This window comes from Tropicimonas sp. IMCC34043 (assembly GCF_003390845.1).
Taxonomy (GTDB): Bacteria; Pseudomonadota; Alphaproteobacteria; order Rhodobacterales; family Rhodobacteraceae; genus Tropicimonas.
This window is the reverse complement of sequence record NZ_QMEK01000006.1, coordinates 31,692-58,333: the sequence shown is the minus strand read 5'-3', so window position 1 is coordinate 58,333 and position 26,642 is coordinate 31,692. Positions and strand designations below refer to the sequence as shown.

19 protein-coding genes and 1 pseudogene are annotated in these 26,642 nt (G+C 62.8%); 8 read left to right on the top strand and 12 right to left on the bottom strand.

All coding sequences use genetic code 11. The features are described from left to right. The first annotated feature begins 39 nt into the window (after nt 1-39). Both DQG17_RS17760 and DQG17_RS17755 read left to right on the top strand, forming a co-directional pair. The gene (locus DQG17_RS17760) at nt 40-900 is read left to right on the top strand and encodes a hypothetical protein (protein ID WP_116134219.1); all 861 of its coding nucleotides are present in this window, start codon (nt 40-42) and stop codon (nt 898-900) included. Between the two features lie 296 nt (nt 901-1,196). Further along, a complete protein-coding gene (locus tag DQG17_RS17755; protein ID WP_116134218.1) occupies nt 1,197-1,772 on the top strand; it encodes a helix-turn-helix domain-containing protein in 576 nt (191 codons plus the stop codon). Here the strand turns inward: DQG17_RS17755 and DQG17_RS17750 are convergent. From DQG17_RS17750 to DQG17_RS17720, 7 genes are all read right to left on the bottom strand, one after another. Further along, a complete protein-coding gene (locus tag DQG17_RS17750; protein WP_116134217.1) occupies nt 1,769-3,094 on the bottom strand; it encodes a type II toxin-antitoxin system HipA family toxin in 1,326 nt (441 codons plus the stop codon). The genes DQG17_RS17755 and DQG17_RS17750 overlap by 4 nt on opposite strands. Nucleotide 3,095: 1 nt before the next feature. After that, nucleotides 3,096-3,362 (bottom strand): helix-turn-helix transcriptional regulator, encoded by a 267-nt coding sequence (locus tag DQG17_RS17745; RefSeq protein WP_232829496.1) that lies wholly within the window; start codon nt 3,360-3,362, stop codon nt 3,096-3,098. A gap of 366 nt (nt 3,363-3,728) precedes the next feature. Beyond that, nucleotides 3,729-4,865, bottom strand: a complete 1,137-nt coding sequence (locus DQG17_RS17740; RefSeq protein WP_157973656.1) for an MFS transporter — start codon at nt 4,863-4,865, stop codon at nt 3,729-3,731. A 318-nt stretch (nt 4,866-5,183) separates the two neighbouring features. After that, a complete protein-coding gene (locus DQG17_RS17735) occupies nt 5,184-8,639 on the bottom strand; it encodes a phospholipase D family protein (protein ID WP_116134214.1) in 3,456 nt (1,151 codons plus the stop codon). Between the two features lie 66 nt (nt 8,640-8,705). Continuing rightward, nucleotides 8,706-11,504, bottom strand: a complete 2,799-nt coding sequence (locus DQG17_RS17730) for a DUF3427 domain-containing protein (protein ID WP_232829495.1) — start codon at nt 11,502-11,504, stop codon at nt 8,706-8,708. An 80-nt stretch (nt 11,505-11,584) separates the two neighbouring features. Continuing rightward, nucleotides 11,585-11,899 carry a hypothetical protein gene (locus DQG17_RS17725; protein ID WP_116134213.1) on the bottom strand — a complete coding sequence of 105 codons (315 nt, stop codon included), beginning with the start codon at nt 11,897-11,899 and terminating at the stop codon, nt 11,585-11,587. Nucleotides 11,900-11,949: 50 nt separating this feature from the next. Further along, complete coding sequence (locus tag DQG17_RS17720) at nt 11,950-12,267, bottom strand: helix-turn-helix transcriptional regulator (protein ID WP_232829494.1); 318 nt, start codon at nt 12,265-12,267, stop codon at nt 11,950-11,952. A gap of 30 nt (nt 12,268-12,297) precedes the next feature. Between DQG17_RS17720 and DQG17_RS17715 the strand changes: the two genes are divergently transcribed. Together DQG17_RS17715 and DQG17_RS17710 are read left to right on the top strand one after the other, a co-directional pair. Further along, a complete protein-coding gene (locus tag DQG17_RS17715) occupies nt 12,298-12,450 on the top strand; it encodes a hypothetical protein (protein ID WP_232829493.1) in 153 nt (50 codons plus the stop codon). A 315-nt stretch (nt 12,451-12,765) separates the two neighbouring features. Then, a complete protein-coding gene (locus tag DQG17_RS17710) occupies nt 12,766-13,548 on the top strand; it encodes a tyrosine-type recombinase/integrase (protein ID WP_198666183.1) in 783 nt (260 codons plus the stop codon). A gap of 179 nt (nt 13,549-13,727) precedes the next feature. Here DQG17_RS17710 and DQG17_RS17705 read toward each other — a convergent pair whose 3' ends face one another. Continuing rightward, nucleotides 13,728-14,975 (bottom strand): ATP-binding protein, encoded by a 1,248-nt coding sequence (locus DQG17_RS17705; RefSeq protein WP_116134210.1) that lies wholly within the window; start codon nt 14,973-14,975, stop codon nt 13,728-13,730. A 6-nt stretch (nt 14,976-14,981) separates the two neighbouring features. Then, the gene (locus DQG17_RS17700; protein ID WP_116134209.1) at nt 14,982-15,674 is read right to left on the bottom strand and encodes a response regulator transcription factor; all 693 of its coding nucleotides are present in this window, start codon (nt 15,672-15,674) and stop codon (nt 14,982-14,984) included. Between the two features lie 137 nt (nt 15,675-15,811). On the opposite strand from DQG17_RS17700, the gene DQG17_RS17695 reads away from it, so the two are divergent. The 4 genes and pseudogenes from DQG17_RS17695 to DQG17_RS17680 form a co-directional block, all read left to right on the top strand. Continuing rightward, nucleotides 15,812-17,158: an efflux transporter outer membrane subunit gene (locus tag DQG17_RS17695; RefSeq protein ID WP_116134208.1), complete on the top strand. Its 1,347-nt coding sequence runs from the start codon at nt 15,812-15,814 to the stop codon at nt 17,156-17,158. 82 nt (nt 17,159-17,240) lie between these two features. Further along, entirely contained in the window at nt 17,241-18,422 is a 1,182-nt protein-coding gene (locus tag DQG17_RS17690) for an efflux RND transporter periplasmic adaptor subunit (RefSeq protein ID WP_198666182.1), read from the top strand. Next, on the top strand, nt 18,419-21,496 hold the full coding sequence (locus DQG17_RS17685; RefSeq protein ID WP_116134206.1) for an efflux RND transporter permease subunit: 3,078 nt from the start codon (nt 18,419-18,421) through the stop codon (nt 21,494-21,496). Before DQG17_RS17690 ends, DQG17_RS17685 begins: the two co-directional genes overlap by 4 nt. Nucleotides 21,497-21,874: 378 nt before the next feature. Beyond that, nucleotides 21,875-21,958: pseudogene (locus DQG17_RS17680) on the top strand (IS5/IS1182 family transposase); the annotation flags it as partial. A gap of 121 nt (nt 21,959-22,079) precedes the next feature. On the opposite strand, the gene DQG17_RS17675 reads toward DQG17_RS17680, so the two are convergent. The 3 genes from DQG17_RS17675 to DQG17_RS17665 are packed head-to-tail and all read right to left on the bottom strand — an operon-like array spanning nt 22,080 to nt 26,632. Continuing rightward, nucleotides 22,080-23,021, bottom strand: a complete 942-nt coding sequence (locus DQG17_RS17675; RefSeq protein WP_116134205.1) for a DmsC/YnfH family molybdoenzyme membrane anchor subunit — start codon at nt 23,019-23,021, stop codon at nt 22,080-22,082. Between the two features lie 9 nt (nt 23,022-23,030). Further along, nucleotides 23,031-23,780, bottom strand: a complete 750-nt coding sequence (locus tag DQG17_RS17670) for a 4Fe-4S dicluster domain-containing protein (protein ID WP_116134204.1) — start codon at nt 23,778-23,780, stop codon at nt 23,031-23,033. Continuing rightward, nucleotides 23,777-26,632 carry a molybdopterin oxidoreductase family protein gene (locus DQG17_RS17665; protein WP_116134203.1) on the bottom strand — a complete coding sequence of 952 codons (2,856 nt, stop codon included), beginning with the start codon at nt 26,630-26,632 and terminating at the stop codon, nt 23,777-23,779. The genes DQG17_RS17670 and DQG17_RS17665 overlap by 4 nt, the downstream gene beginning before the upstream one ends. Between the last annotated feature and the right edge of the window lie 10 nt (nt 26,633-26,642).

Below are 26,642 nucleotides of genomic sequence, written 5' to 3'. Positions count from 1 at the left end.
TTTGGCGCGTCGCCACGCCCCCTTTCCGGGGGCCTGCGCATGAGCTGGAAGATCGCCAATCTCTGCGCCGACCGCATCTTCGGCAGCGCCGCGCGCAAGCAGATCATCATGTTCCTGGCCGACAAGGCGAGCGATGACGGCTCGGGCATCTGGTGCTCCAAAGGTACGATCCAGCGCCACACCGAGCTGGGCGAAAGCACCGTGAAGCGGACGATCAGCGATTTCCTGAAAGAGGGCATCCTGATCGAGACCGGGCGGCGTCCCTGCAAGAACGGGTTCACCGTGATCTATCGGATCGTTTTGGCCCGCGTGATGGCGCTGGAATCGATGGCCGAACCCGATGATGGGACGGGGTCCATGGTGGACCCCGTCCAGCCTGAACCCGGTAGGGGGTCCAGGGTGGACGGGGTACGGGGTCCACGGTGGACCCCAAACCACCCTGAAACCATCCATAAACCACCTACGCGCAAGCGCGCGGAGGCGGCGGCGGTGGATGAACGGGTTGAAAGGATCTGGGCCGCCTACCCCAAGGACCGGCAGCGCGGGAAGGCGGCGAGTGTGAGCGCGATTGCCGAGGCGCTGGCCGAGGGGATCGACCCCGACGACCTGCTGCGCGCCGTACAGGCCTATGCGACCGAGAGCGCCGGCTTCACCCGATCGAAAGTCTGTTTCTCGGACAACTGGTTCGCCGCCCGCCGGTGGCAGCGCTTCCTCGATGCGATGGCCGAAGGACGGCAGGCGCGGACGGCGCTGACCGCCGATCACCACGCCCGGCTGGCCGCATGGATCCGCGACCGCAGCCCGATGTGCAAACACATCACCGCCCCGCAAGTGACGGCGCTGGTGGCTGCGGGGCTGGTGACCGATGGCCAGCTGCGCGCGGCGGGTTTGGCGGGATGAGCGGTGCGTTTTCCGCAAAATGCGCCGCGCATCGCGTCCCGTGCATGGCGCTTTCCGGAGCGTGCGTCCCGTCCCGCGTCCTTTGCGCCGCGCCTTCCGCATCGCGCATCACGTCCTGTGCGCCGCGTTTCCTGCCCCACGCTTTGCGCAACACGTTTCCCGTCTCGCGTCCCCTGCACACCGTCCAACCAAGCAAACCCACCGAAACGGACTCCAAGCCCCTGACCCGCCTCCGCTGACGCTGGGAGGCGGGGGGCTTGGAGGAAGTTGGCAAGAAATAGGAACGTAAACTTCACATGCGCCACCACCGCAAACTGACCGACGACGAACGCCGCCAGATCATCGAGGCCCGCGCCGGAGGTACATCAGCCGCCGCTCTGGCCCGCCGCTTTGGCGTCTCGACCCGGACGATCTACAACACGCTGAGCCGGGCCAAAGGCGCACGCTCTGCTTCGACAACAACGATCAGCACCCGCCTGAGCGCGCGCCAGCTGGCGGGGTTTCAGGCCGCGCTGGCACGCCGCGGCATCACCGACCAACCCGCCGCCCTGCGCCGCCTGATGGGGGTGGCCGACATCCTGCTGCGCCCGGCCGATCAGGTCGTGCTCGACCACCTGCAAGCCTGGAGCGCGCGGGTCGCGACCGACGGCGCCGCGGTCAACCACATCGCCCACAAGCTGAACGAGGCCGAACTGAGCGGCCGCCCGATGCCCTTCACCGATGACGACATGACCACGATCCGCACCTTCGCCGGGGGCCTCGCCGAATTCGCGGAAGAGTTCCGCATCCTGTGGGAGGCACAGCTGGCCGCGAGGACGCGCGAGGTCGATAGGGCGTTGGAGGGGGTAGCCGCTGATGCACCGAAACCCTAACGCAGGTCCCGCATCTGCGCCGCCCGCTGGATCGCATCGCTTGCGATCGGCTCGCTGACCGCCGCCGGGACCTGATCGCCCACCGCCAGAAGCGTCCGCTCCAGCGCAGGGCCCAGCCGATCTACCATGTCCTGCAACAGCTCCAAGGCGCGGCCCTTGGGCAGACCCGCCGCGCGCCCCTCGGCCTCGAAGTGGCGCGGCACGATTTCGTCGATGCCGTAATGGCCATCGATCGACATGGCGAGGCGGTAGCGCTTGCGCTGCAACCGGCCCGCGCGGACGATCGGGGCGACGCTCAGGATGTCATAGAGGGGCGCGAGCGTGAATCGCGCCCGACGCCCCAGACGCAGGCTGAAGTTCTTGGCATGCCCGTCCGAGGCCCCGATCAGGAAGAAGAAGATCTGCGCCCGGAAGAACGTCTCCCGGTCCTCGATGGGCGTGTCGGATTCCCGCAGAAGCTCCATGATCTGCGCGACGCCGGGGCCGCCCAGCCTCTGGTATTTCATGGCAGAAGGGTAGCCCAAAGACTGGCAGATATCTTCCTGCGGCAGGCGTTTCAGGGTGTCGCCGTGCCAGACGCGATCGAACCGTTCGACCGACAGCACGACCTGCCCGGGAAGGGTGAGCTTTTCGACATGCGCGACGGGCAGGCCGATGTCACGCGCCAGGGTCATGCAGAACAACTCGTTCTCGACGCTGTCGCTCAGGTCGATCTGTTCAGGGCCGGGAATCAGGCCCATGGGCGTCTTGAAGATATGGCTGGTCGGCGTGATGCCCCGCGGTTTGGCCCACTGCCTGTCGATCCGCAGATAGGCCGTCTTCTCCTGCGCACCGGCGATGGAAATCCGGAAATCCTCGTCGTTACCCAGGGCGAGCGGTGCGGCGGCGAGGTTTTTCAGGTCTGCGACCATCTCTTCTTCCGAAATGACGCGATACTGCATGTCCTGTTCGGACGGGGCTTCGTCCAGCGGCAGGAATTGCAGCGCACCGACACAGTCGCGACCCAGCACAGACAACAGCGAGAACACATCCTTGCCTTGCGCTCCGACACGCGCGGCGATCTTCTCGCGCAGCTCGCCTTCGGCATCGGGCAAGAGGTTGTCGAAGGCGGCGACAACCGGATCGCCCTGCCATTTGAGCTTGGTCAGCGGCAGGGCGCTGGCGACGGGAAAAGCGGCCTCGGACGCAATCCAATCAGGATCGTAGGAGAAGGCGATGGCCCCATCCGTCGCGCGGGTCAGCGTGCCCACCCGCGCCCTTTCGTACCAGACGGCTGTCTTGCTTTGGCGTGTGCGGCGGCCCGCGCGTGCGATGCGTGCCATCCTAGTGCTGCCCTGGGTCGGCTACACGGTCCGTCGCGGACAGTTCCGCGCCAAGGGCCTCGAGGAGGCGCAGGTAGACATCGAGGCTGACGGACACGACGCCGTTCTCGATGTCGGAAATGGTGGATTGCGCCGTTCCCGTCATCTCGCCAAGCTGCTTCTGGCTGATCTTCCGCGCCGCTCGCCGCGCACGCAGCACGGTCCCGGCTTGGCGCAGGCTTCGAATGGGATATGTGGGAAAGGTGTCCATGGCATTTTGATAGCCCACGGGCGATATTTTGTCAATATAGCGCGAGGGCTATGAAATCCACATATAGCCCATAAGCTAAATCTCAGCCGCCGTGCGTAGGGGAAATTCATGCCGACCGGTATCAAGCGGCTCTGCTTCTGTGAGAGGGGAACGATGGATAACGTGAAGGGCGGACACCGGACGTTCGCCGCAGACGCGATCCGGTCGTGCCGGACTACTGGGAGCCGACTTCTACGTGAGCTTGTTGCGGGGGTTTTCTCTGCGGTGCCGCAAGGCGGCTACGAGCCCTGTTTGATAAATGCTGCAGCGCATCGAATGGCGGCTTTGGAAAGCACGCTCTTCGCGAAGTGGCGTTTGAAATTGCCGTTCCATCGGAGGTCATCCTCACCCGTTGCCGTCATTCCGCCTGCCTGTCACCCGCAGCAACAGAAGGGCCAGCAGAGACAGCAGCGCGAACGCTGCGAAGGTGATGCGCAGCCCAGTGGTTTCGCTCAGGAACCCGACTGCCGTGGGACTCGCCATTAGCGTGACGAAGCAGATGAATGACATTGTGGCCACATCCCGTTCCGGTCGATCCGACCGCCGCGCAGCGATCGACAACGCCACCGGATAGACTACCGCAACGCCCACGCCTGTGACCGCCGCTCCGATCAGAGCTACAACCAACGACTGAGCACTCGCGACGATCAACAATCCGGCGCTAGCGCAGAGAATGGACCCGCCCACGACCACGCGTTCCCCCAGCCATTCGAGGATGGCGTCCCCTGACAGCCGGACAGCGGCCATTGAAGTCGAGACAGTCACGAAGAGGAGTGTCGATGCGAAAGGGGCAGCTCCGAGATCGTCGCGCAGAAAGATCGCACCCCAGTCCCGCACGATACCCTCCAAAGCCAGCGTTCCGAGCGGCAGGAGGCACAACAGCAACAACGCCACTGCGGGAACGCGGTCTCGGATGGACAGCCGCGCGACCTTCGCAGCTTGGGCGCGACGCGGCACATGTGGCAAGATGCGGGAAAGAAGGATCGCTGTCGCGATGCCTATCACTGCTGCGCCAGCACTCTGCACCGCGACGGGCACCATCGCCTGACTTAGGATACCGCCACACAACAGCCCAATGATGGAGCCGACGCTCCATCCCCCATGGCAGCGCGACATGACGCGCCGTCCGCTCGTGCGCTCGACATGCCCAGCCATGGAGTTCTGTGAGACCTCCGTATGCGACAGGCATAGGCCTAGCAGCGCGAAGGCTGCCAACAGCGTCGGCACAGTCGTCGCGAAGCCGAGCCCAAGGGACACTACACCAAGGACTGCGACCGCAATCCAGCTTACTGTGGTCAGGCCGAAAAAACCAATCGTGAGGGGTGCCAGCATGAAGCCCATGATGTTACCGATGGGCACTCCGACCAAGACGAACCCGAAGGCCGCGTTCGACAGTTCTCCCGCCGCTTTGATGTCCGGCAAGCGGGCGTAGATAAGGCCCGTTATCACAGCTTCGGCTGCGAACAGAATGAGGATGGGCATGAATGCCGGGCGCTGCATGCTTGGAACAATATGGGAACGCGCGCACCCTGCAAAGCTGAAAATTCAACATCGTGTAGCACCGGCATAAAGGGGATAAGCCTTCGGGGAATGTTTATCTAGACAGATGTGCAGACGTTCAGCGTGCATGCCTTTACCGACGCGAAGTCCGCACTGCCGTCATTCGCTTCTCGAAAGTGCTTCACAACTCACGGATGGCCGGTCTGGTGAAGCCGGACAGCAGCGTTGCCCCCTGTCGCCAAAGTCCGGAGTGGGCCGGGCATGACCGTTCACGGCGAGGAAATCACCTCAGCACCACTACTAGCCACCATCGTGTTTACGCTGTGCTTCAAAGATCACCGCCACGCGGCTTAAGATGTCCACGGAATCCCCTTCTGACAGAACCCTGCACGCTGCAATCAGATCATCCATCCGAACGCGGACGGCGTCGCGGACGTCGTCGGGTTGCGCGCAAAAGGCCCTGTAGATCGCATCAATGCCAAGGTAATCGGGGATTTCGCCACCTGATGCGCTGCGCTGGCTTACGGCTTCCTTTGCTTCAATCCAGAAGACATCCAGTTCGTGCGCCCAGGCTTCGGCCAGTTTCTCGAGCGCTGGCAGGGTCAGATCGCCAAACTGCCCTTGGCCGCCGTCTGTCACAGCACGGCCGGTCAAGAAGCCTGCAAGGGAAGCCAGCAGTGAAACTGTGCGTGCTGGGCGGATATCCCAGTGGGTCAGTTGACCGAGAGTGCCGCGCAAACGGTCCAAGGTTGCCGTCACCTGGGAAAATTCGGGGCGAACGTCATGACGATAGAGACGACGCGTTTCCGCATAGGCATCCGAGAGAAGCCGGGCAGCCTCTATCTGATCTCCGATGATCTCTGCTCGCCCACCATCGTCGTGCACAGCAAGAAGGCGAGGAGGAAAGACGGTTGGGTCTTGGGTGCTACCAGTACGCCCCCCAAGAAGCAGGATCGTCACGGGTTGTCGTGATGCAAGCAGGCACAGTTCTGCACCCCACAGGCCGCGCGGATTGGCGCTTTGCACACGTTCGAATACCTCTAGAGGCACCGCTCGGCGCAGCCCCTCGATCTGATCGAAGTAGTTTCCAGGTCGCAAAATCCTTGGCTTCTTGATTTGATCGAGGACCAGGTCAGTCAAATCTCCGGCAGCAAACTCAACCAGCTCAGAGGGCAGGTCATCCGCACCGACCCCAGAAAGTAAGGCGATGCTGGCAACACGGGCGCGTGCCTTGTGATCGGACGACAGAACAAGGCCCGGCAGATCAAATGTGTGGTAGTGGATGCGGGAGTTCGGGCTGTCGATCCTGTCGATCCGACCCAAACCTTGGATCAGGCTCTTTACGTCCGACGTCACTCCGATGATCCCAAGTGCAGGCGCGAGTTGGAGGTTGATGCCCTCCGCCATCTGGAAGGTCAGGAACATCGCCCGCGGCTTCATCGTATCGACATGCTTCCCGTCGATCCCGAAGTATTCCTGCGCTTCGGCCCCGGATCGGATGTGATGCATTTTCTTGCCCGGTTTGATACGAGCGCCTGGGGCGACCACAAAAACCTCGGGACCTCGGCCTCGCTGTCCCGCCAGAAGGCGCGCGTACACCTCGAGCACACCAACTCGTTCCGCAAGGAAGATTGCATGGCCGTGCTTGCGCAGAATACCGCGCATCACCTCGGCGCGTGCCTCGTCGATGCTATCGAGGCCCGCATGGTTCAGAAGGTGCGTGATCCTGTCGCAAATCGGTGTCTGGGAGTCGTCGACCTCGGGCGACAGTTCCTCCGGAAGAACACCTTCAGGAACCGCCAGTCTGCGCATGTTCTGCCTTTCGGCACGTCGTAGGTTCTCGCCGATTGAGGCGCGTCCTCGCTGGTCTGCATCGCTGTCGCGCTCTCGCGCCCATTCTTCGCGCGCGAAGATGATTGATGCGCGCAGCAGTGCCAGGAAATTACGTATGTGAATTCGCGACTTATCGTGAAACTTGATCTCTGTCTGGCCTGCGCGTTGCGGATCAGCGGACACAAGCGTGATCCCAGTCGTGATGCATTCGGCCAGGGTCTTGATCCGCGAAATGATCTGGCGTTGTTGATCGGTGAGCGCAGTGTCTTCGCGATGGCTGCGGGTTAACGGGTAAACAAATGCCCCGCTTCTTCTGTTGGCGCTTTCCCCAATGCAGGCACGCTGGCGGCGCACCACATATGGCGCGAGGGCATCCGCGAGGCCTTCTTGCAACGCTCTGATTTGTAGGCCGTCTGCTTCCAGCTGGCGTTCGATGGCAGCGACCTCTTCCCCGAGGGTCTCAGCACTAAGAAATAGGTCTTCCTGCACACCCTGCGCCTCGATGCGACGATTGACCTGATCCAGATGCCGGACAAGTTCTCCGCGAGCGCGAACTTTGGCCATATGCTGGTTGATCTGATCTGTGATCACCGGCGGCACATAGATCGAGGCGCGCTTTTCATGGAAAGCGAGCAGACCATCGAGCCCTTGGTTGCCCATCAACGTGGCCGAAAGACAGGCCGTCCAAATGGCCGGGCTTCGTTCGAACACCAGCGAGCGCGCCGAGGGCGCGAGATAACGCGAGCTTAACCGGTGGCTTTCATCCACGATCATCGACGCTGACGAGCGGACGGCGCGGTTGATTTCATCCAACTCGGCGGCCGCGTCCTTTTTCTGGCGGGACAAGTGGCTGTGCTTGATCGGCTTGAAATTTGCGGGGGCATTCGACGTCCAGTTTCTCAAAACGCTGGCGGGGATCAAGGCGAGCGAACCGAGGCGCTGCTGATCTGCTCGCTCACCCCAGGAAAAGACGGTCTGCGCATGGCTGACCGGCAGCACGGTTGCCAGGTGCTTTCCGATGTCCGTTTTTCCCGCCCCGGTCGGTGCCTCGACGAAAGCAAAGCCATGTTCGTAAACGGTTCCCGCGGCCTCATAGACCAAGTCTGCCTGAAATGGCTGCGGCGGCCGGCCTGCACTCGTGTTTCCAGCCACGCGCCAAGGTGTGAAGGTGGTGGCTTCGTGAACGGTCCTCGCGACCGCCTCCTCGGGTGTAACCAGCCGGATGAGCGAGCGCAGGATCTCCAACGCTGTCTCCGTCCAGTCGCGCCCCATCTCCCAGTATTGTTCTGCGGCAGCGCGCCTTGCACTCGCGATGTCCGGCCAAGCATGTGCATCGTCCATGAATTCGAGGTTACGGCGCAGACCGTTGATTGAAAAATTCGCACTCCCCGATAGAGCAGAGCCTTCGCCAACGATGAGCTTTGCATGCAGCATAGGCGGTCTGCGACCCAGCTTCGCTTCGGCAAGCGCTGGATCGAAAGCGCGAAACTGGATGATGCCACGCTCGATAGCATCCGTCGCGAGAACGGCGCGAAGGTCAGCCAAATCGACGACTGACAGGCCCCGAGCACCGAGAAAATACTGTCGGGCTTCCTGCGCGACTGACCGCCCGCCACCCCCAAACTGTCTGCGACCGTCCGTGTTCGAGCCGAAAACGATGCGGATGCTGCCCTCTGGCCGTTCTGCAAGATCATGGACCGCATCAAGCACGATCGTCAGGGAAGACAAGAAATCCTGGTACCCGGTAACGATCAGACAGTGCGGCTCCTGTAGCACCGACTTAACCAGGGCGTGGACCGGACGGGTCGCGTTGTCACCCCAGGCATCGTGGCCCTGCGGAGGCGGCCCTTCTGACGCGTTCTCTTGCCGGTCACCATCGCTGGTCCGAGAGAAGAAGCGCGAAATCAGTCCCTGCCGCTCCATCTGTTTGCCTAGAGCCAATTATCGATCGCCTTACCGGCGACGGCTTGTGACGATGAGTTCTGGCGATCAGTCATTGTCTGGAATTCCAAGCTCTGCCCAAAGTTCGCGCGGGGCGGGAACCGGCAAATCCCAGGTCACTTCGATCGGTTTCTCTCCTGTCCAGTCGACAAACTTTGGCTGACCACAATAGATGAACGGATTGACCTTGCCATTCACTTTGTTCCCTCGCCGGGTGAACAAGTGCACCTCGTGGCCTTCCTCACCGCTGATGACCCGGCCATGCTTGCCGTCCTGCCGCGTCTGGTTTTGGCTGAACCATTTCAGCCGGGACGGGCTGAGGAATGCGTTTTTGTAGGTCAGGTCCTGGGTCGAGACATTGGCAAGAAGGATCATGATCTTCTTTTCTGGCAGCGCCTTCATCCCGGTTCGCCAGAGGTTTAGCTTGTACTCTTCGCCAAAGAACTCGGCGATGTCCGGAACGTAGTAGCGCTGCCAATGCTCCAGTGCCTGTGGCTTGCCGACAAAGGTCGAGGATGCTTCGGCTGCCTCGCGCACGATGGGCGTTTCCGCCAAGCGCCATTCGACCAACTCGCGCACAAGCGGTTCCAGTTCGCCGGAGGTGTCCGGTCGCGCCAGCCGAAAGCCGTCGCTGCCTCGGACCAGGTGCGGGTTGAAGGCGAGCTCTGACGCGCCATCGCTCGGTTGCCGCCCGGCTACGACGTCGCGCAATCCGGTCAAGGCGGATCGGGACAAACCCCTGGGCCGTTCCAATTCACTCAAGAGACGACCGTGATTGGCAAAAGAACGTTCGGGCAAGGGATCCCCCATATCGCGGACGAAATCGAACCAGCCGCCGTGGCCCGATGCGCGGGGATCGAAGCCGTTGCGGAAGACTTCGACAGCCGTGGGACGGATGCCGTTCCGGTCTCGGAAGTCGATATAAAGAGCTTCAAGCTCTGCCGCGCCTTCCTTCGGGCGGAGGAGATTGCGCAGGATGTCGATGACCTGCAGCTCATAAGTGATCTCGCAGCCCTTCGGCATCTGGAACTCACCGGCCTGAAGCGCCTCCAGCTTGGTCGAGATCGAGCGATCCCCCGCGCCGGCCTGCAACAGGGTGGCAACCTTCGTCAGAAAGCTGCGATGGTTGCCGATATAGTCGATCACCTGCAGCACCTTGCCTTCGACGCGGCGCAGACCGCGGCCAAGCTGCTGCAGCCAGATGATCGCGCTTTCGGTGGGGCGCAGCATCAGGACGGTGCCGATCTCGGGAACGTCGACGCCTTCGTTGAACATGTCGACCGCGAACAGGACATCGATCTCGGCCCTACCTAGCGCGGCCAGAGAGCTTGCTCGCGGGGCGGAGCTTTGGCCCGAGTGCACGGCGACGGCCCTCAGCCCGGCAGCGCAGAAATAATCCGCCATGTAGTCGGCATGGCGCATCGAACAGCAAAACCCGATCGCGGGGCCGGTTGCGCGCTTGCGATACTGTTCCAGCGCATTCAGCGCCCGCGCCTCGGTCGCCAAGGCAGCGTCGAGAGCGGTTGGGTCGAATTGCCCAGACCGCCAGGGGATCTGCGCATAGTCGACATCGTCGGGCACACCGAAATAGTGGAACGGCGAGAGATGCCCCGCGTCGATCCCGCGAAACAGGTCGCATTGGTAGACAAGGTTTTCGCCGGATAACCCCAGCATGTCAGCACCATCCGTCCGGTCGGGCGTGGCGGTCAGACCCAGAAGGAACCGGGGCGTGAAATGGGAGATCAGTTTCCGGTAGGTGCTGGCGGCAGCGTGGTGGAATTCATCCACGACGATATAGTCGAAATGGTCGCGGTCGAATTGGCGCAAGTGACCGATGCGGCCTAGCGTCTGGATCGAGGCAAAGAGGATTTCCGCATCCGGCTCTTTCTCGGTACCTGTGTAGCGGCCCAGCTTGGCCTCCGGCCGCACCTTGCGAAAGGCTGCCATCGCCTGGGTGAGGATCTCGTCGCGATGGGCCACGAAGAGAATGCGGCCCGCCTTGGCGCGGATCGTATCGAAGGCGGCCAGCCAGGTTTTGCCCAGTCCGGTTGCCAGCACGACCAAACCGGCGCGGTGGTCGTTCGATCGGCTTAGCGATAGGGCATCCAGCGCTTCTTGCTGGATCGAATGCGGCTCTGGCGGTGGCCCTTCCTCGGCCACCACGCGGGCGGTGAACTCGGGCATGGGCCGTGTCCTGCGGCGTTTGGCATAGGCATCTATCCAGGCGGCGGTCAGGGGCTTTACCTCTGAGCGTGCCACCAGCTCTTCGAAAGCCGCGGCGACACTGTCAGCTGCATCTTCGGAATGCAGGTTCCACTCTACGCCCTCGGTCAGCGCCGACTGCGAGAGGTTCGAGCTGCCGACAATCGCTGCCCCCCGTGCATCTGTCGCGCGGAACAACCAGGCTTTAGGGTGAAAACTGAGACTGTCTGTCTCGAACACGAACAGCTCCGCCCCTTCTAGGTCCAAGAGGCGGGCCAAGGCGGTTGGATCGGTCGTGTCGAGGTAATCGCCCACGACAATCCTCAGTCGACCACCCCGCGCCAGCAACTCGCGGAACCAAGGTTCGAGCAGCGCCACACCGCTGTCCATGGCAAAGGCAGTGGCTAGATCGACAGACTGCGCTGTGTCCAGTCGCTCGGCGAGCAACGGCAGAAGCGGGTCGCGCCCCCCGGTCGTCAGACGCGATCCGGACGCCTCCTTAAGATGGAAATGGTCATGGGCTGAAGAAGCGACAAAACCCGGGGTTCCGCGCCCTAGAGCAGCCCCCAACTCGGCCAGCATCGCCATCTGTTCCGGCCCGTTCAGCTGATGCCAATTCGCCACATGACGCGGCGCCGGGATCAACCCGGCCTCTCGGCGCAAACAGATCGGACAGGACAGGCGCGGGACAGACACAGAAATCCTTGGAATACAAAGCTACATGATCATTGGACGGCATTGCACGGCACTTGTCCAGGCACTTGGTTTGGTTGAACAAATCGGTTGGTGCGTCCAGATTCTCCGGCGATCCGCTCCAACCGCCCCCGAAAATGCCGCTCCGCCGCGACCGCCAGCGCAAAGGCTGGCGCACCCAGCACCAGAACCGTCGCAGACATCGCTGCGACAACCACCATCGCACCAGCCTCAGCCCCCAGCGCCATCACCATCGCCCAGCTCGCCAGATAAGCCACCCCGCACGGCCCTATCGCGCGGATCACTGGGTGCGTGTAGCGCGCCAGGTCCCTCTGCATCCGTTCCATCGACGCCACCTCGTGCCGAAGCCAGGCATCACTCTTCTAAAGCCCCATCGTCATTCTCTCAGCAGTTCGATCCAGGTGTGAACGTCGTCCATGGGGATTTCCTTCCCTTCCAGGAACGATCGGTACCAGCGCGCAACGATCGCCCCGCGCTTCTCGCTTTTCAGGCGGACGCCGGTCGCGCTCAGGTGGCGGTCGAGCGCTGTCTCGAATCCCTCCAGCGCGGCCAGGTCATGGCCCGGGCGCACAGCATCGACCCCCAGCAGGATCCAGTTCAGGTCCGTGCCGAACTGGCGGTGCATGTCGACCAGTGCCTCGACAGGAATAGAGCGTTTGCCGGTCTCGTAGCTCTGATAGGCGCGCTGCGACATGCCGAGGCCGCCAGCTACACGGGCCTCGCCATGAAGCATTTCAAGGCAAGCTGCCCGGTGCGACCCGTGGAGCTGGCCCGCGGCACCTTGCTGTGGGACCGGCGCGACATCGACCGCTGGATCGACACTATGAAGGCCGACCATGTCGAGATGACGCGCGACGACATCCTGGACCGGCTGTGATGACCCATGTGCGCGTCAAAGGGTTCAAGATATTCAAGGATCGTCACGGCCGGATGCGCTGCTACCACCGCGCGACGGGCCACAAGATCGACCTGACCGAAGCGCCGCTGGGGTCGGCCGAGTTTCTGGCAGAGTGCGAGGCGATCCGCGCCATCGCCATGGCGCAGAAGCAGAAAGGCCCGCGCGGGCACTTTGGGCGGGCTAATCAAGGGCTATTTCGAGACAGGGCATTTCGCCAATCTGGCCGAGGCCACACGCCGCGATTACCGCAAATGCGCGGATTTCCTTGCGCCCATCCGCGACACGCCCGTCCATGTGATCGGCACCCCACTGATCGCGGGCATACATGACAAGGCCGCGAAAAAGATCGGCTGGCGGCGGGCCAACATGGTGCGCACTTTGCTGAGCGAGGTGTTTCGCCATGCCGTCCCTCGAGGGCTGGTCGCCGCGAACTACGCCAAGGACGTGATCCCCAAGCGCCGTCCCCGCGACCGCGCCTATGCCAACCGGCCTTGGACCATCGAGGAGCGCGACATCGTCCTTTCCCGCGCCAAGCCCCACGTTCGCGTGGCACTGGCGTTGATGATGAACACCGGCCTCGATCCTTCCGACGCGCTGACGCTGCGCAAGGACCAGATCGAGGGCGATACGATCTGGGGCGTGCGCGGCAAGACGGGGGAGGTGGCGATTCCGGTCAGCCTCACCTTGCGGGCCGCGCTCGACAGCATCCCTGCGCATGAAGCCGCCACCGTGCTGGCCAGTTCGCAGGGCGCGGCATGGACCTACAACGGGTTTTCCACTGTCTGGCACCGCTTCAAGACCGGGCTGGAAGCGGACGGCTTGATCGCCCCCGGCCTGACGCTCAAGGGTCTGCGCCACACGGTCGCAACGACGCTGCGCGAGGCGGGACTTGATAAACGGCGCATCGCGGACCTCTTGGGGCAGAAAACGCCATCGATGGCGCGGCACTATTCGCGGTCGGCGAACCTTGCCGACAAGAACCGCGAGACGATGGCGACGCTGGTATGGGGGGGTACACCTGATTGTAGAGGGCAAACCCCGCTCACAGGCGCGGATTATCGTTCAGATACGCGATAAGCAGAATCCGGAGGACGAGTTCGGGACCGCTTGTGCGTCGGCCGGTAGGGCCGGTTGAAAGTCTGCGATGCGCAGGGAGCGGCCGCTGCAAAGTTGCGAACCGTGGTTGGCCTTGATGACGCGAACGGCCCGTTGCGGCTAGCTCGACGACGCCCTAGAGACACGAACCTCATCGAACCTCACAACTCCGACGATGCATTGCCTATGAGCGTTGGGATAACAATTTCGATCAGCAGGCCGTGGGGCTGACGATTTCTCGCTGTGATGGAACCGCCGTGGGAGTGAAGGGCGCTTGAGGCAATGGCGAGGCCGAGGCCGATCCCAACCGAAGGGGTCGCCTCGTCGACCCGTACGAAGGGGTTGAATATGTTTTTCAGATCGGCCTCGGGCACACCCACGCCGTGATCCGCAATTTCAAGAACGATCGTTTCTCCAGCCAGCCGTCCGGTCACGGCCACGACCCCGCCTTGGGGCGAATGGGCGAGTGCGTTGCGGATGACATTCTCGCAGGCGCGGTGAAGAAGCTCCAGATTTCCGTGCAGTTCCAGAGTGTTGGCGCCAGAATATTGCACTTTGACATCGCGGACGCGGCCCTCGAAATTTGCATCCGCAATGATGTTCTCGACGAGATCGAGCAGATCGATCCTCTGGAACTCGCCCAACCTTTCGCCACGTTCGAGCCGGGCGAGCGTGAGGATCTCGTTCACGAGTTGGTCAAGCCGGGCAATGTCCCCCTCCATCCGGCCGGCCAGCGAAGAGCCGCGCGCAGGGTTGATCTCGATCAGCCCGACCGCGGCGCGCAACCGGGCGAGCGGTGAGCGGATCTCATGGGAGATATCATGGAATAGCCGGTTGCGGCCTTCGGAAAGTGCCTGCAATCGCTCGGCGGCGAGATCGAAATCCTTGCCGAGCTCCTGCATCTCGCGATTGGAGGTGCGCAGGCTTGCCGGCATTCGGGTTTCAAGATGCCCCTCCGCGATCGCCTTGAGGCCGCGGCTCACCTCACGGATCGGACGGGTCAGCCAGCGCGAGAGGAAGATCGCCATCATTGCGCTGACCACGGCGCCCAGGATCAGCGGCAGCGTGACGGGTCGCAACAAGGCCAGGGTGTCATCTGCGGAGCCCAGGTCGACCAGCCGCAAGCAGCCGTCGCCCGACACGCCGATTGCGCTCGGGTGCGTGCAAGAGCTGTCGGCCTCGAGCCCGTAGCTTGGATGGGCGGGCGCGATCTGTTGCCAGAACGCCCGAGTCCCTGCTGGACCTTCTCTGTCGTAGATCAGCGCCAGTTCCTGTTCGAGGATCTCCAGTTCTGCTTTTCGCCAGACATCCTTGGGTGGCGTCAGGTCCACGAAAAAAATCAGCGACAGAAACAACAACAGGGTAACGAGCGTCGCCCCCCAGATGAAGGCAAAGACCCGCAAGATCATGATCGGTCATTCCTTGACAAAGACATAGCCCACGCCACGAAGGCTCTGAATGGGCGACCGGCCGTCGGCGAAGTTACCGATCTTCTGTCGGATCGAGGAGACATGCACATCGACGGCGCGGTCATAGGCCGCAAGCGGCCGACCCAACCCCTGCTGGGAAAGATCCGCCCGCGATACCGGCCGTCCGGTCTGTGCGATAAGGACGTCCAGAATGTTGAACTCGACTCCGGTCAGTGCGATGGGCTTGCCGGCCCAGGTGGCGAGGCGGCGTTCGCGATCGATGCTGAGCGGCCCCTCTTGCTGCACGTTCGAGCTCTCGCTATCCTGCCCCTCGACCGGAAGGGTGCGGCGCAGGATCGCGCGGATGCGCGCAATGAGTTCGGCCGGAGAGCACGGTTTGGCAAGGTAGTCGTCGGCTCCCAGATCGAGTCCCACGATCCGGTCGGCTTCGTCTCCGCGGGCGGTCAGCATCAGCACCGGCACCGAGCTTTCCGCGCGAATGCGGCGCAGCACCTGCAGCCCGTCGACTTTGGGCATCATGATATCCAGGACAACGATATCGGCGCGGGCATCCACGATGCGCCCCAGGGCCCGCTCGCCGTCCCCGGCAATCGCGACCTTGAAGCCTTCCTGTTCCAGATACTCGCCGAGCAGGCCGGTAAGTTCGGCATCATCGTCAATAAACAATACAGTCGTCATTTTCGGCTCGTCCTTTCACGGCGATCTTAGCGCCGCCCCCCGGTCCGGATAGCCGACTTTTAAAAACTTTGCCGAAACTTGACACAACTTAACATCCTCCGAACGCATACAAACCCGAGAAGTTTCGGAGCCGCCCCATGAAGACTGCCCTCACCCTTCTGGGTGCCTGCCTGCTTGCCGGGTGCAGCGTGCCGCTGATCCGGCCCGATGCCCGGCAAGCCGTTGCGGCCCGCTACGCGACGTCAGCACCCTCGGCCAGCGCGACGCTGGATGTGAACTGGTGGTCCCGCGTCGGTGACGCGCAGTTGACGGAGCTGCTTTCGCTCGCTCGGACAAACAGCCCCGATCTGCGAAGCGCCGCGGCAAGTGTCATGGCAGCCAGAGCATTGGCCGGCGAGAGTTCGGCCAATCTCTATCCCAATGTGACAGGAACGGCCTCGGCGACCCTCAGCGATGCAGAGCTCGTCGGACGCACAAAGAGCCGCACGGAACTGGTGGATGCCAGCTGGGAGGTCGATATCCTCGGCCGGAACGCCAACACTGCCCTCGCCGACAGCACGCGCGCCCGGGCCGACGAGATTTCCTACGCCGGCTCCTACATCTCGCTCGCGGCCGAGGTCGCAAGTGGATACGTCGACTACCGTGCCTGCAAGCTTGCCGAAGCCGAATACCGCAGCACGCTTTCCTCGCAGCAGGAAACCCTCAATGCAACGCGCAGCTTGGTGAACGCGGGTTTGAGCGCTCCCTCCGACCTGTCGCTCTCGCAGGCCACCGTGGCGAGCGCGGAGATCAACCTCACCAACCAACGGGCCGATTGTCAGGTAGCGCTGCAAAGTCTCACGAAAGTGGTGGGCGTTTCCCGGGCGCAGATCGATACGATCCTCTCCAAGGGCGGCGGTCTGCCTGCGACGAAACCATTTCGGGTCTCTTCGGTCCCTGCAGACATGCTGCGCCAACGCCCGGACGTGCTCGCAGAGGAAGAGAGATTTGCCGCCTCGCTACTGGACCTGAAGGTTTCCGAGGCAAACCTGTATCCCTCCTTGACGATTGATGGCAATGTCACGCTTTCGAGTCCGAAGTCCTGGTCGTTCGGGCCGGCGCTGTCGGTGCCGATCCTCGACGGGGGCGCATTGCGGGCTTCGGTCCGCGCAGCGAATGCCGATGCCCTGACGGCGGCCGAGAGCTATCGTTCAGTCGTGCTGACCGCGGTCGGCGAAGTCGAGGACGCCCTGACACGCCTCGCCGCCGCTCGCACCAATCTGACCAGTGCCGAAACTCTCGTTCAACAGTACCAAGCCTATTTCGACGCAATGAACGAAGACTGGAAGGCCGGGCGCACCTCGCTGCTCGACCGGGAAGAGGCCCGCAGGCTTCTGCAGTCCGCACGGATCACCCGCATCAGCCAGCGCCAGGCCGTGTTGGTACAATGGATCGCGCTTTACAAGGCAGTGGGCGGTGGCTGGGTGCCACCGCGCCCGGTCTGAGCGCCAAATTGAAAGCTGACACATGACTGGAAAACGAAACCTCCTCATTGCGGGCATCGCCGCTGTCGCCCTCGCCGGCGCGGTGGTCTTCCTGCGGCCACAGAGCACGGGAACCGGCACCGCGGTCGAGGCAGAGGCAGAGGCGACGCAGAGTGCTGCGGCGCTCACCGTCGCCGTGATCGCACCCCAGACGGACGTCTGGCCGGTGGAGGTGGAGGCCAATGGCTGGCTTGCCGCCTGGCAGGAGGTGATTATTTCCGCCCAGATCGGCGGTCAGATGATCAAGTCGGTCAATGCCGACGTGGGCGACACCGTGGCCAAGGATGACCCGCTCGCCGAACTCTCGCGCGAGTCGCTGGAAAACAGCATTCTTCAGCTCGAGGCCTCGCTGGAATCGGCCAGGGCGTCTCTCGACCAGGCGACCGCTGAAGCGGACCGCGCGCGCCAGCTCAGCGGCGGCAGCGCGATCTCGAAGCAACAGGCCGCCGAATACTATGCCACCGAACGCAAGGCGAAGGCGGATGTCGCCTCCGCTGAAGCCCAACTTGCCTCGGCCAAGCTCGATCTGGAGTACACGCAAGTGACCGCTGTCACCGGTGGAGTGATCAGCGCGCGCAACGCCGCCATCGGCGATGTGGTCAGCGAGGGGCAGGAGTTGTTCCGGCTCGTTCGCGACGGGAAGGTGGAATGGCAGGCCGAGGTGCCTCTCAAACAACTGCGCAATATCGAAGTCGGCACGCCGGTGCGCATTCCCACCCCTTTCGGCGAGATCTCCGGTGAGGTTCGGCGCATCTCTCCCAGCGCCTCGGAAAGCAACGGACGGGTGATCGTCTATGTCTCGCTGACGGCGCCCGACAACAGCCCTCAGCCCAAGACCGGCATCATGATTTCGGGCGTGTTCCAGGTCGGTTCGCGTGAGGCGCTTTCGGTTCCGTCTTCCGCCATCGTGATGCAGGACGGGTTTTCCTACGTCTTCACGCTGGTAGAGGGCGAGACACCGACCGTTTCGCGGGTCAGGGTCGAGACCGGACGGCGTCAGGACGACCGGGTCGAAATAACCAGCGATCTGCCTGCGGATGCGAAGGTCGTTCAATCGGGCGGGGCCTTTCTGTCCGAAGGTTCTGTCGTGCGGGTGGTTGCGCCGGAGCCGTCCAGCGACGATGCGGCGGTCGCCGCATCGGGCGATGGAACCGATGACGCCGGTGACGGGGCGCAACAACGAGCCGAGGCATCGGACCAAGCTGACAAGGAGGCCGTCCAATGAACTTCTCGGCTTGGGCAATCCGAAACCCGGTTCCGCCAATCCTCGCATTTGTGCTGCTCACCATCACCGGGTTGATGGCTTTCAACCGTCTCGACGTGCAGAACTTCCCCGACATGTCGCTGCCGACGATCGAAATTTCGGCCAGTCTCGAAGGCGCTGCTGCCGCGCAGCTTGAAACCGAGGTAGCCCGCAAGATCGAGGATCAGCTCACCGGGTTCGATCAGCTCGACTCGGTCACAACGACGATCACCGACGGCTCGGTCAGCATTTCCGTCGCTTTTCAGGTCGGTAAGGACGTGCAGACCGCGCTGGACGAGGTGCAAAGCGCCGTCGATCAGGCGAAGGACGATCTGCCAACCGAAATGAACGCCCCCACCGTCTCAAAGAGCACGCTGGCGGGCTCCCCGCTCGTGACCTACGTAATCAGCTCCGAAAAGCTCGACGATGCCGAGCTGAGCTGGTTCCTTGATAACGACCTCAAGCGTGCGCTGATGGCTGTCGACGGTGTCGGCGAGGTCGGGCGGCTTGGTGGCATCGATCGCGAGATCCGCGTCGAACTCGATCCCCTCCTGCTGAATGGCCTGGGCCTCTCGGCGTCAGACGTGAATTCCCGGCTCGATGAAGTCCAGCGGGACCTGTCCGGTGGCAAGGCCGAGGTCGGAAACGCCTCCCAGTCGGTTCGGGTTCTCGCCGCCTCCGACAGCGTCGAGGAATTGCGCGCCAGCCCGATCCCGCTGCCAAATGGAAGCTGGGTTCGGCTCGACGAACTGGGCACAATCACCGACACCCACGCCGATCTTTCCTCGCTGGCCTACCTCAATGGCGAGCCGGTGATCGCGGCGCAGATCAAGCGCCTGACCGGTTATTCGGATCTTGCAGTAACCGAAAACGTTCGGACCGCGATGGAGGCGTTCTCGGCCAAGAATCCGCACGTGAAGATCACCGAGGCCTACAATACCATTCTGCCAACCGAGCAAAACTATCACGCTTCGATGTCCATGCTCTATGAGGGGGCCGCAATCGCTGTGTTGGTTGTTTTCCTGTTCCTTTGGGAATGGCGCGGCACCCTGCTTGCCGCGATCGCCCTGCCTCTGTCGATCATTCCGACGTTCCTGGTGATGGATTATCTCGGCTACTCGCTCAACACCGTGACCTTGCTTGCCTTGTCGCTGGTGGTCGGCATCCTCGTGGATGACGCCATCGTCGAGGTCGAGAACATCGAGCGGCACATGCAGATGGGCAAGCCCGCCTATCAGGCATCCATGGAGGCCGCCGACGAGATCGGGATGGCGGTCATCGCCACCACCTTCACCCTGATCGCCGTATTTCTGCCCACGGCCTTCATGAGCGGGGTGATCGGGATCATCTTCAAGCAATTCGGCATTACGGCCTCGGTCGCGGTATTCTTCTCGTTGCTGGTTGCCCGGCTCGTCACGCCCATGCTGGCCGCCTACACGATGAAAGCGAAGCCGCCCGAGGAGCATAAGGACGGCTTGGTCATGAGAAGCTATCTGGCCGTGATCCGGGGGGCGTTGCGACACCGCTGGATTCCCGTGATCGGCGTGATCGCCTTCTTTGGGGCGACGCTTCTGATGCTCGGCAATCTCTCGACCGGCTTCTTTCCTGCCTCAGATGACAGCCAGACCCAAATCAACGTCACCACCGCGCCGGGCACCACCATTGCCGAAACCGACGCCATATCGCGCAGGGTCTCAGAGGCAATTGTCGGCGTGGATCACGTGCAGGCGGTATTCCAGGCCACCGGCTCGGCCTCCGACGGCGGAATGGGCGGCGGCTCCAGCACAAGTTCCGTCACCTCGGCCACCATCGTGGTGGACCTGACAAACATCGACGACCGAGATGTCAGCCAGACCCAAATCGAGGCGGAGATCCGCCGCGCACTGGAGAACATCCCCGGCGCGCGCATCGAAGTGGGTTCGGGCGGCAATGGCACCGAGCTTCAGATCACGCTGTCTGGCGACAACTCCGCGACGCTGGAGCAGGCAGCGAGCGATCTGAGCGAAGAAATTCGTGGTAAAATCAATGGGATCGGCAATGTCACCTCGTCGGCCTCGATCCAGTCGCCCGAGATCGTCATCACGCCCGATCTGGCACGCGCCGCATCCTACGGGGTAACTTCGAAAGGGATTTCCGATGCGGTTCGGGTCGCGACGTCGGGAGCCTACGATTCGGCGCTCTCCCAACTGAACCTGCCCGAACGGCAGATCCCGATCAGGGTAACCCTGGCCGAACAGGCCCGTCAAACCCTTGATCAGATCAAGCTGATTCCTGTCGCCGGGACCAACGGCAACGTCACGTTCGGGACCATTGCCGATATTTCACTTGGGTCCTCGCCCTCCGAAATCGACCGGCTCGACCGCTCGCGCAATGTGTCGGTCACCATCGAACTGAACGGGCGCAGCCTCTCAAGTGTCAACAGCGAGGTGCAGCAGCTCTCCAGCTACAAGAATCTGCCCTCCGGTGTGAGCTTTGTCGAGCAAGGCGACCTCAAGCGGCAGTCCGAACTCTTCGCCAGCTTCGCCACTGCAATGGCGCTCGGCATCTTCTGCGTCTACGCGGTGCTGGTGCTGCTGTTCGACGACTTCCTGCAGCCGATCACCATCCTTACCGCTCTGCCGCTGGCGCTCGGCGGGGCCTTGTTTCCGCTGGTTGTCACCGGCACGAGCTTTTCGATGCCCGCTGTCATCGGTTTGCTGCTGCTGATGGGGATCGTCTCGAAAAACTCTATACTGTTGGTGGACTACGCGCTGCTGGCGCGAAAATCGGGGATGAATCGGTTCGATGCTCTGGTGGATGCCTGCCACAAGCGTGCAAGGCCGATCATCATGACAACGGTTGCCATGTCGTGCGGCATGTTGCCGGCCGCTCTCAGCCTCGTGGAAGGCGATCCAAGCTTCCGCCAACCGATGGCCACAGTGGTGATCGGCGGACTGATAACGTCGACTCTTTTGAGCCTGCTCGTTATCCCCGTGGTCTACACCTTCGTCGATGATTTCGAGCACTTCGTGACACGACGGTTCCGCGCGCCGTCTCAAACACGGCACGCAGAATGATCGAGACGGACCCACATCCATATCCTTCGCCACGGTGCCATCGGCACCGCGGTCACGCCTGCCGGCCGCCAGTCGCGAGGCGTCATAGCGGAAGAGCGTAAGGAGCCGTTCGACGCAAAACGAGACCGGATCGGGTGCCCCAGTGTGCGACGGGATACCTTTCGGCACGCGACTTTGATCTGGACCCGATCTTCGAACACCATTCGTATCCGCGATGTGTCGTTGATCGGATCAGAGGCCGGATTCGTCCCAGAACCCGACGATGAGCCAAGCGAAGCTTCGCGTATGTCTCCTGCGCATGGGGCGGTGACACGTGTTGCACAACAGGCCGGTCACGCCATCACCGCCCACCGCTGTCAGAAGTCGCGCTCGAGGGGGCGCGCGGCGACCCGTTATGACCGATGCCCGGAAACGTTCTTCTCCGCGATCATGCTTGCTGCAACCGTCTTGTTCCGGCTTTGAAACTCAATGTGTCTGGAGCCTAGCACGCGGAATTCACGAGATGAATCCCCCCAAGGATTTGCGCGGCAACGCCGCAATACATGCCCAATTCCCTTGGCTGTGAAGGCGCCGCGCCGCCTGCTCAGGCCCGTTTGCGACCGTAGTAGAGCATCGACACATGGCTCGCCTCGGCGAAGAACAGCCACCGTTCGATAAGAAGGCCGACCGCCGCACTGAGGGTGGCGACGATCAGAAGAAACGGCGCGGCCGCGTGCCAGAGCAGAGCGAGAAGGACGAGCAGCAGCGGCAGCCCGCAGAGGCTGGCCAGAGCGATCCGGCGCAGCCGCCGCGCGTGCTTGCGTCCGACAAGATAGCCCATTTCCCGCATCACGTAATTCGGCCGCGTGTGTGGCGGGTCCAGTTGACGTATCGCGCTTGCCCCCGGAATGCCGATCGCCATCTCGTCGGTATACTTGCCCGGATTTGCGTCGATGCGCGCCCAGTAAAGCCATTTCAATGCAGCCGCCGCCATAAGCGTCGCGATGGTCAGCAGCGCGACCCAGCCGGAGGCCGCCCCGAACAGCGCCAGCAACGTCGCAAGGATCAGTGCGCCCGAGGCTGCGGTCAGCACCAGATAGATGGCGGGCACCATCGGCATGTTCCATTCCCGGATCGTCGGAAGAGATGCATAGATCATGCCGGTGCAATAGACCGTTGCCACCGCCCCTGCCGCCGACAGGAGGGCAAGCGGCACGCTCCAGGCCGTCCCGATGCCGAAAAGCCAGACCAATGCCAGCAGACCTGCCGGAACATAGGTTGCCAAGGCAGCCAGCCCTTCGCGCGACAGCCACGAGCTGCGCCATTGCGACAGCGCGCCAATCGCGCGTTCGGGGTGTCCAAGGTGAAGTGTCGAGGCAAGCAGCCCCAGCGTGATCAGGACAAGAGCCATGACAAGGATCGCCAAAAGGCTCCACCGGCCGTCCGGCGCTCCGCCCGCGGCATGAAGCAGCGACAACCAGAACAGAAGGCCATAGCCAGCGCCAGAGGATGTGGTGAAGAAGATGACGGAATAGGCGGGATGCATGCAGGATCCTCAGTGCGACAGAGCCCGGTCGGCCCAGGCGAACAGGCGTTCGACGGCCGAGCGGGGATTGGGCAGGCTTGCGGTCTCGCCCTGCGGTTCGGCCACGACCGCGCGCGGCGCGGCCTCGCGCGGCGGCAGATAGCGGTTGACCGGCTTGTAGCCGAACTCCTCGAGCAGTCCGAAACCCTCGCGCGCCGCGACCGATTTCGAAACTGCGCTGTCCGGATCGCCGAGATCGCCGAAGGCGCGGGCACCGGTGGGACAGGCGCGCACGCAGGACGGCACCCTGTCCTCTTCGGGAATGGTCTCGTTATAGATGCGATCGACGCAAAGCGTGCATTTCTTCATCACACCGTCGTCGTGGTCGTATTCGCGCGCGCCATAGGGACAGGCCCAGGAACACAGCTTGCAGCCGATGCAGGTATCGGGATTGACCAGAACAATACCGTCCTCGATCCGCTTGTAGGACGCGCCGGTCGGGCAGACCGTGACGCAGGCAGGTTCCTCGCAATGCAGGCATGAGCGCGGGAAATGCACGGTCCGGCTGACGCCGGCCTTCTCGTATTCATAGGAATGGACCCGGTTCAGCCAGGCCCCCGAGGGATCCGCGCCATAGGGGTCATGGTCGGAGAGCGGTGCGCTGTGGCCGCCGGTGTTCCATTCCTTGCAACTGGTCACACAGGCCTGGCAGCCCACACAGATATCAAGATCGATGACAAGGCCAAGCTTCTTTCCGGTCTCGGGCGGCAGGGTCGTCATGTCTTGGCCTTTCGAAATTGACTGCCATAGGCAAGTTTTCCCGGCGCCGGCGGAAGCTGGGCGTGGCCGAGGGGTTCGAACATCGGCTCGGTGGCGCCAGCGCCGTCTGCAGGGGCGATATTCACACGAAGGTCGAACCAGGCGGCCTGACCCGTGATCGGATCGGAATTGGAGTAGCGATAGCCGCCTCCGCCCTTGGGCAGCAGTTCGGAAATGAGGTGGTTGAGCAGGAAGCCCTCTTTCATCTCCGGCGCGTCGTCGGACAGGTTCCAGGCCCCGCGGCGCTTGCCAATGGCGTTCCAGGTCCAGACGGTGTCCGGATTGACGCCCTCCATCAGCCGGACCTGGCACTTGACCCGGCCCAGATGCGACGCGAGCCAGACCCAGTCGTCATCGGTAACGCCCGTCTGCGCGCCAAGATCGTGATGGATGTAAAGCCTGTTCGCCGCCGTGATCTGCCGCAGCCAGGCATTCTGACTGCCCCAGGAATGATACATGTGCATCGGCCGCTGGGTGATCGCGTGAAGCGGATAGAGCGCCTCGTCCACCAGACTTCCCTCGAACGGCGGATACCAGAACGGCAGCGGGTCGAAATATCGGGCAATGCGCGCGCGGTGGGTTTCGGGGGGCTGGCGCGTGCCATGGCCCTCTGCCGCAAGCCTGAACGCCTGCACCGGTTCGGAATAAAGCTGAAAGATCGTCGGCAGCGGAACGGTCCGGAACCCCATCTCGACCGCCCAGGTCAGGTAATCGCGGTTGGCGTGCTTGAAATAGGCCTGCTCGGGTTTCAGGTGATGCGCGAAAAAGGAACCGTTCTCGATATAGCGGTCGAGCTGCTGCGGGTTCGGCGCGCCGTTGCCTGTCTTGGTTCCGTCCGCCCCCCGCCATCCGGCCAGCGGACCGATCCCCGGTTTGCGCTGATGGTTGACGATGTAGTCGGGGTATCCACCGGGATATTTCGGCGAACCGTCCGCATTGGTAAAGGCAGGCAACCCGAGACGGCCGCCAAGATCGATCAGCACTTCCTGAAATCCGCGCACGTCTCGGTCCGGCTCGACCACCGGCCAGCGGATCGAATCCGCGGCCATATCGGCCTCCGAGATCGGACGGTCGAGCAGCGAGATGCAGTCCCAGCGTTCGAGATAGGTCGTATCCGGCAAGATCAGGTCGGCGTAGGGCACCGTTTCGGAATAATAGGAATCCGAATAGATGATCTTTGGGATCACATAGTCGCCGTTTTCGTCCTTTCTGGTCAGCGCCTCGATCGTTCCGCCCACGTTCATCGAGGAGTTCCACGCCATGTTGGCCATGTACATGAACAGAACGTCGATACCGTAGGGATCCTTGGTGGCGGCGTTGTTGATGACCATGTGCATCAACCCATGTGCCGACATCGGGGCATCCCAGCTAAAGCCCTTGTCGATCCGGGCCGGGCTGTCATCCTCATTGAGCAGAAGATGTTGCGGACCCAGCGGAAACCCCAGATGCGGACCGCCGAGCGGTTCATCGGGGCGCACATCGCGGCTGGCTCCGTGCGGCAACAGCCAGGGCGGCGCCTGCCGGGGATAGGGCGGTTTATATCGAAAGCCGCCGGGGCAGTCGATCGACCCCAGAAGGATCTGCAGAATATGGATCATCCGGCAGGTCTGGAAACCGTTCGAATGGGCCGAAATACCCCGCATCGCGTGCATCGAGACCGGGCGGCCGATCATCTTTTCGTGGCGCCGTCCCGTCCAGTCGGTCCAGGGCTGGTCCAGCACGATCTCTTCCCTGAAGGCGACGTGGGCAATCTCTGCCGCCAGCCGCCGGATCTGCTCGGCCGGCACGCCGGTTCCCTCCGCCACGGCCTCGGGGCTGTAGGTGGGATCGAGATAGCGTTCGGCCATCAGCTCGAAAACCGGGCGCGCCATGCGCCCGTCGGCCAGCGTGCGGCGTCCGGTCAGAACCGGCTGGACATCGGGGCCGAGCCCGCTTGCCAGCCCGCCACTTGCCTTGTCCCAGACCAGCGGCGCGCCCGCTTCGTCGCGCGCAAACAGCCCGTCGTCCGCGGCACCCGGCGCCTCGATGACAAGCCAGGGCGCGTTGGTGTAGCGGATCAGATAGTCCAGATCGACCTGCCGGGTGCGGAACAGTTCGTGAATCAGCGCCCCCACGAACAGCCCGTCCGTGCCCGGACGAATGCCGACCCATTCGTCGGCCACAGCGTTATAGCCGGTTCGCACCGGATTTATCGACACGACCTTGGCGCCGCGCGACTTGAGCTTGCCAATGCCGATCTTGATCGGGTTCGAGGCATGATCCTCGGCCACGCCGAACAGCATGAAATACTTGGTCAGGTCCCAATCCGGGTCGCCGAATTCCCAGAAGGCGCCGCCGAAGGTATAAAGCCCGCCGGCGGCCATGTTGACCGAGCAGAACCCGCCATGGGCCGCGAAGTTCGGCGTTCCATACTGCATTGCCCAGAACCCGGTCAGCGACTGGCTCTGGTCGCGGCCGGTGAAAAACGCCAGCCGCCGGGGATCGCTCCGACGGACCTCCCCCAGCCAGTCGGTTGCCAGCGCCAGCGCTTCGTCCCAGGAAATTTCTTCGAACTCGCCCGAACCGCGCGGCCCCACCCGTCGCATCGGCGCGCGAAGACGTGCGGGCGAATAGTGCTGCATGATCCCCGCGCTGCCCTTGCCACAGATGACACCCCGGTTCACCGGGTGATCGCGGTTGCCGTCGATATAGCGGACCTTGCCATCGGTGATATGGACGTCGATCCCGCAGCGGCAGGCGCACATGTAACAGGTCGTCTTGGCCACCCGGTCTGCGACGGGCTGGTTGAGGTTGACGACGGGTTCTGCGGACATTCCACTCTCC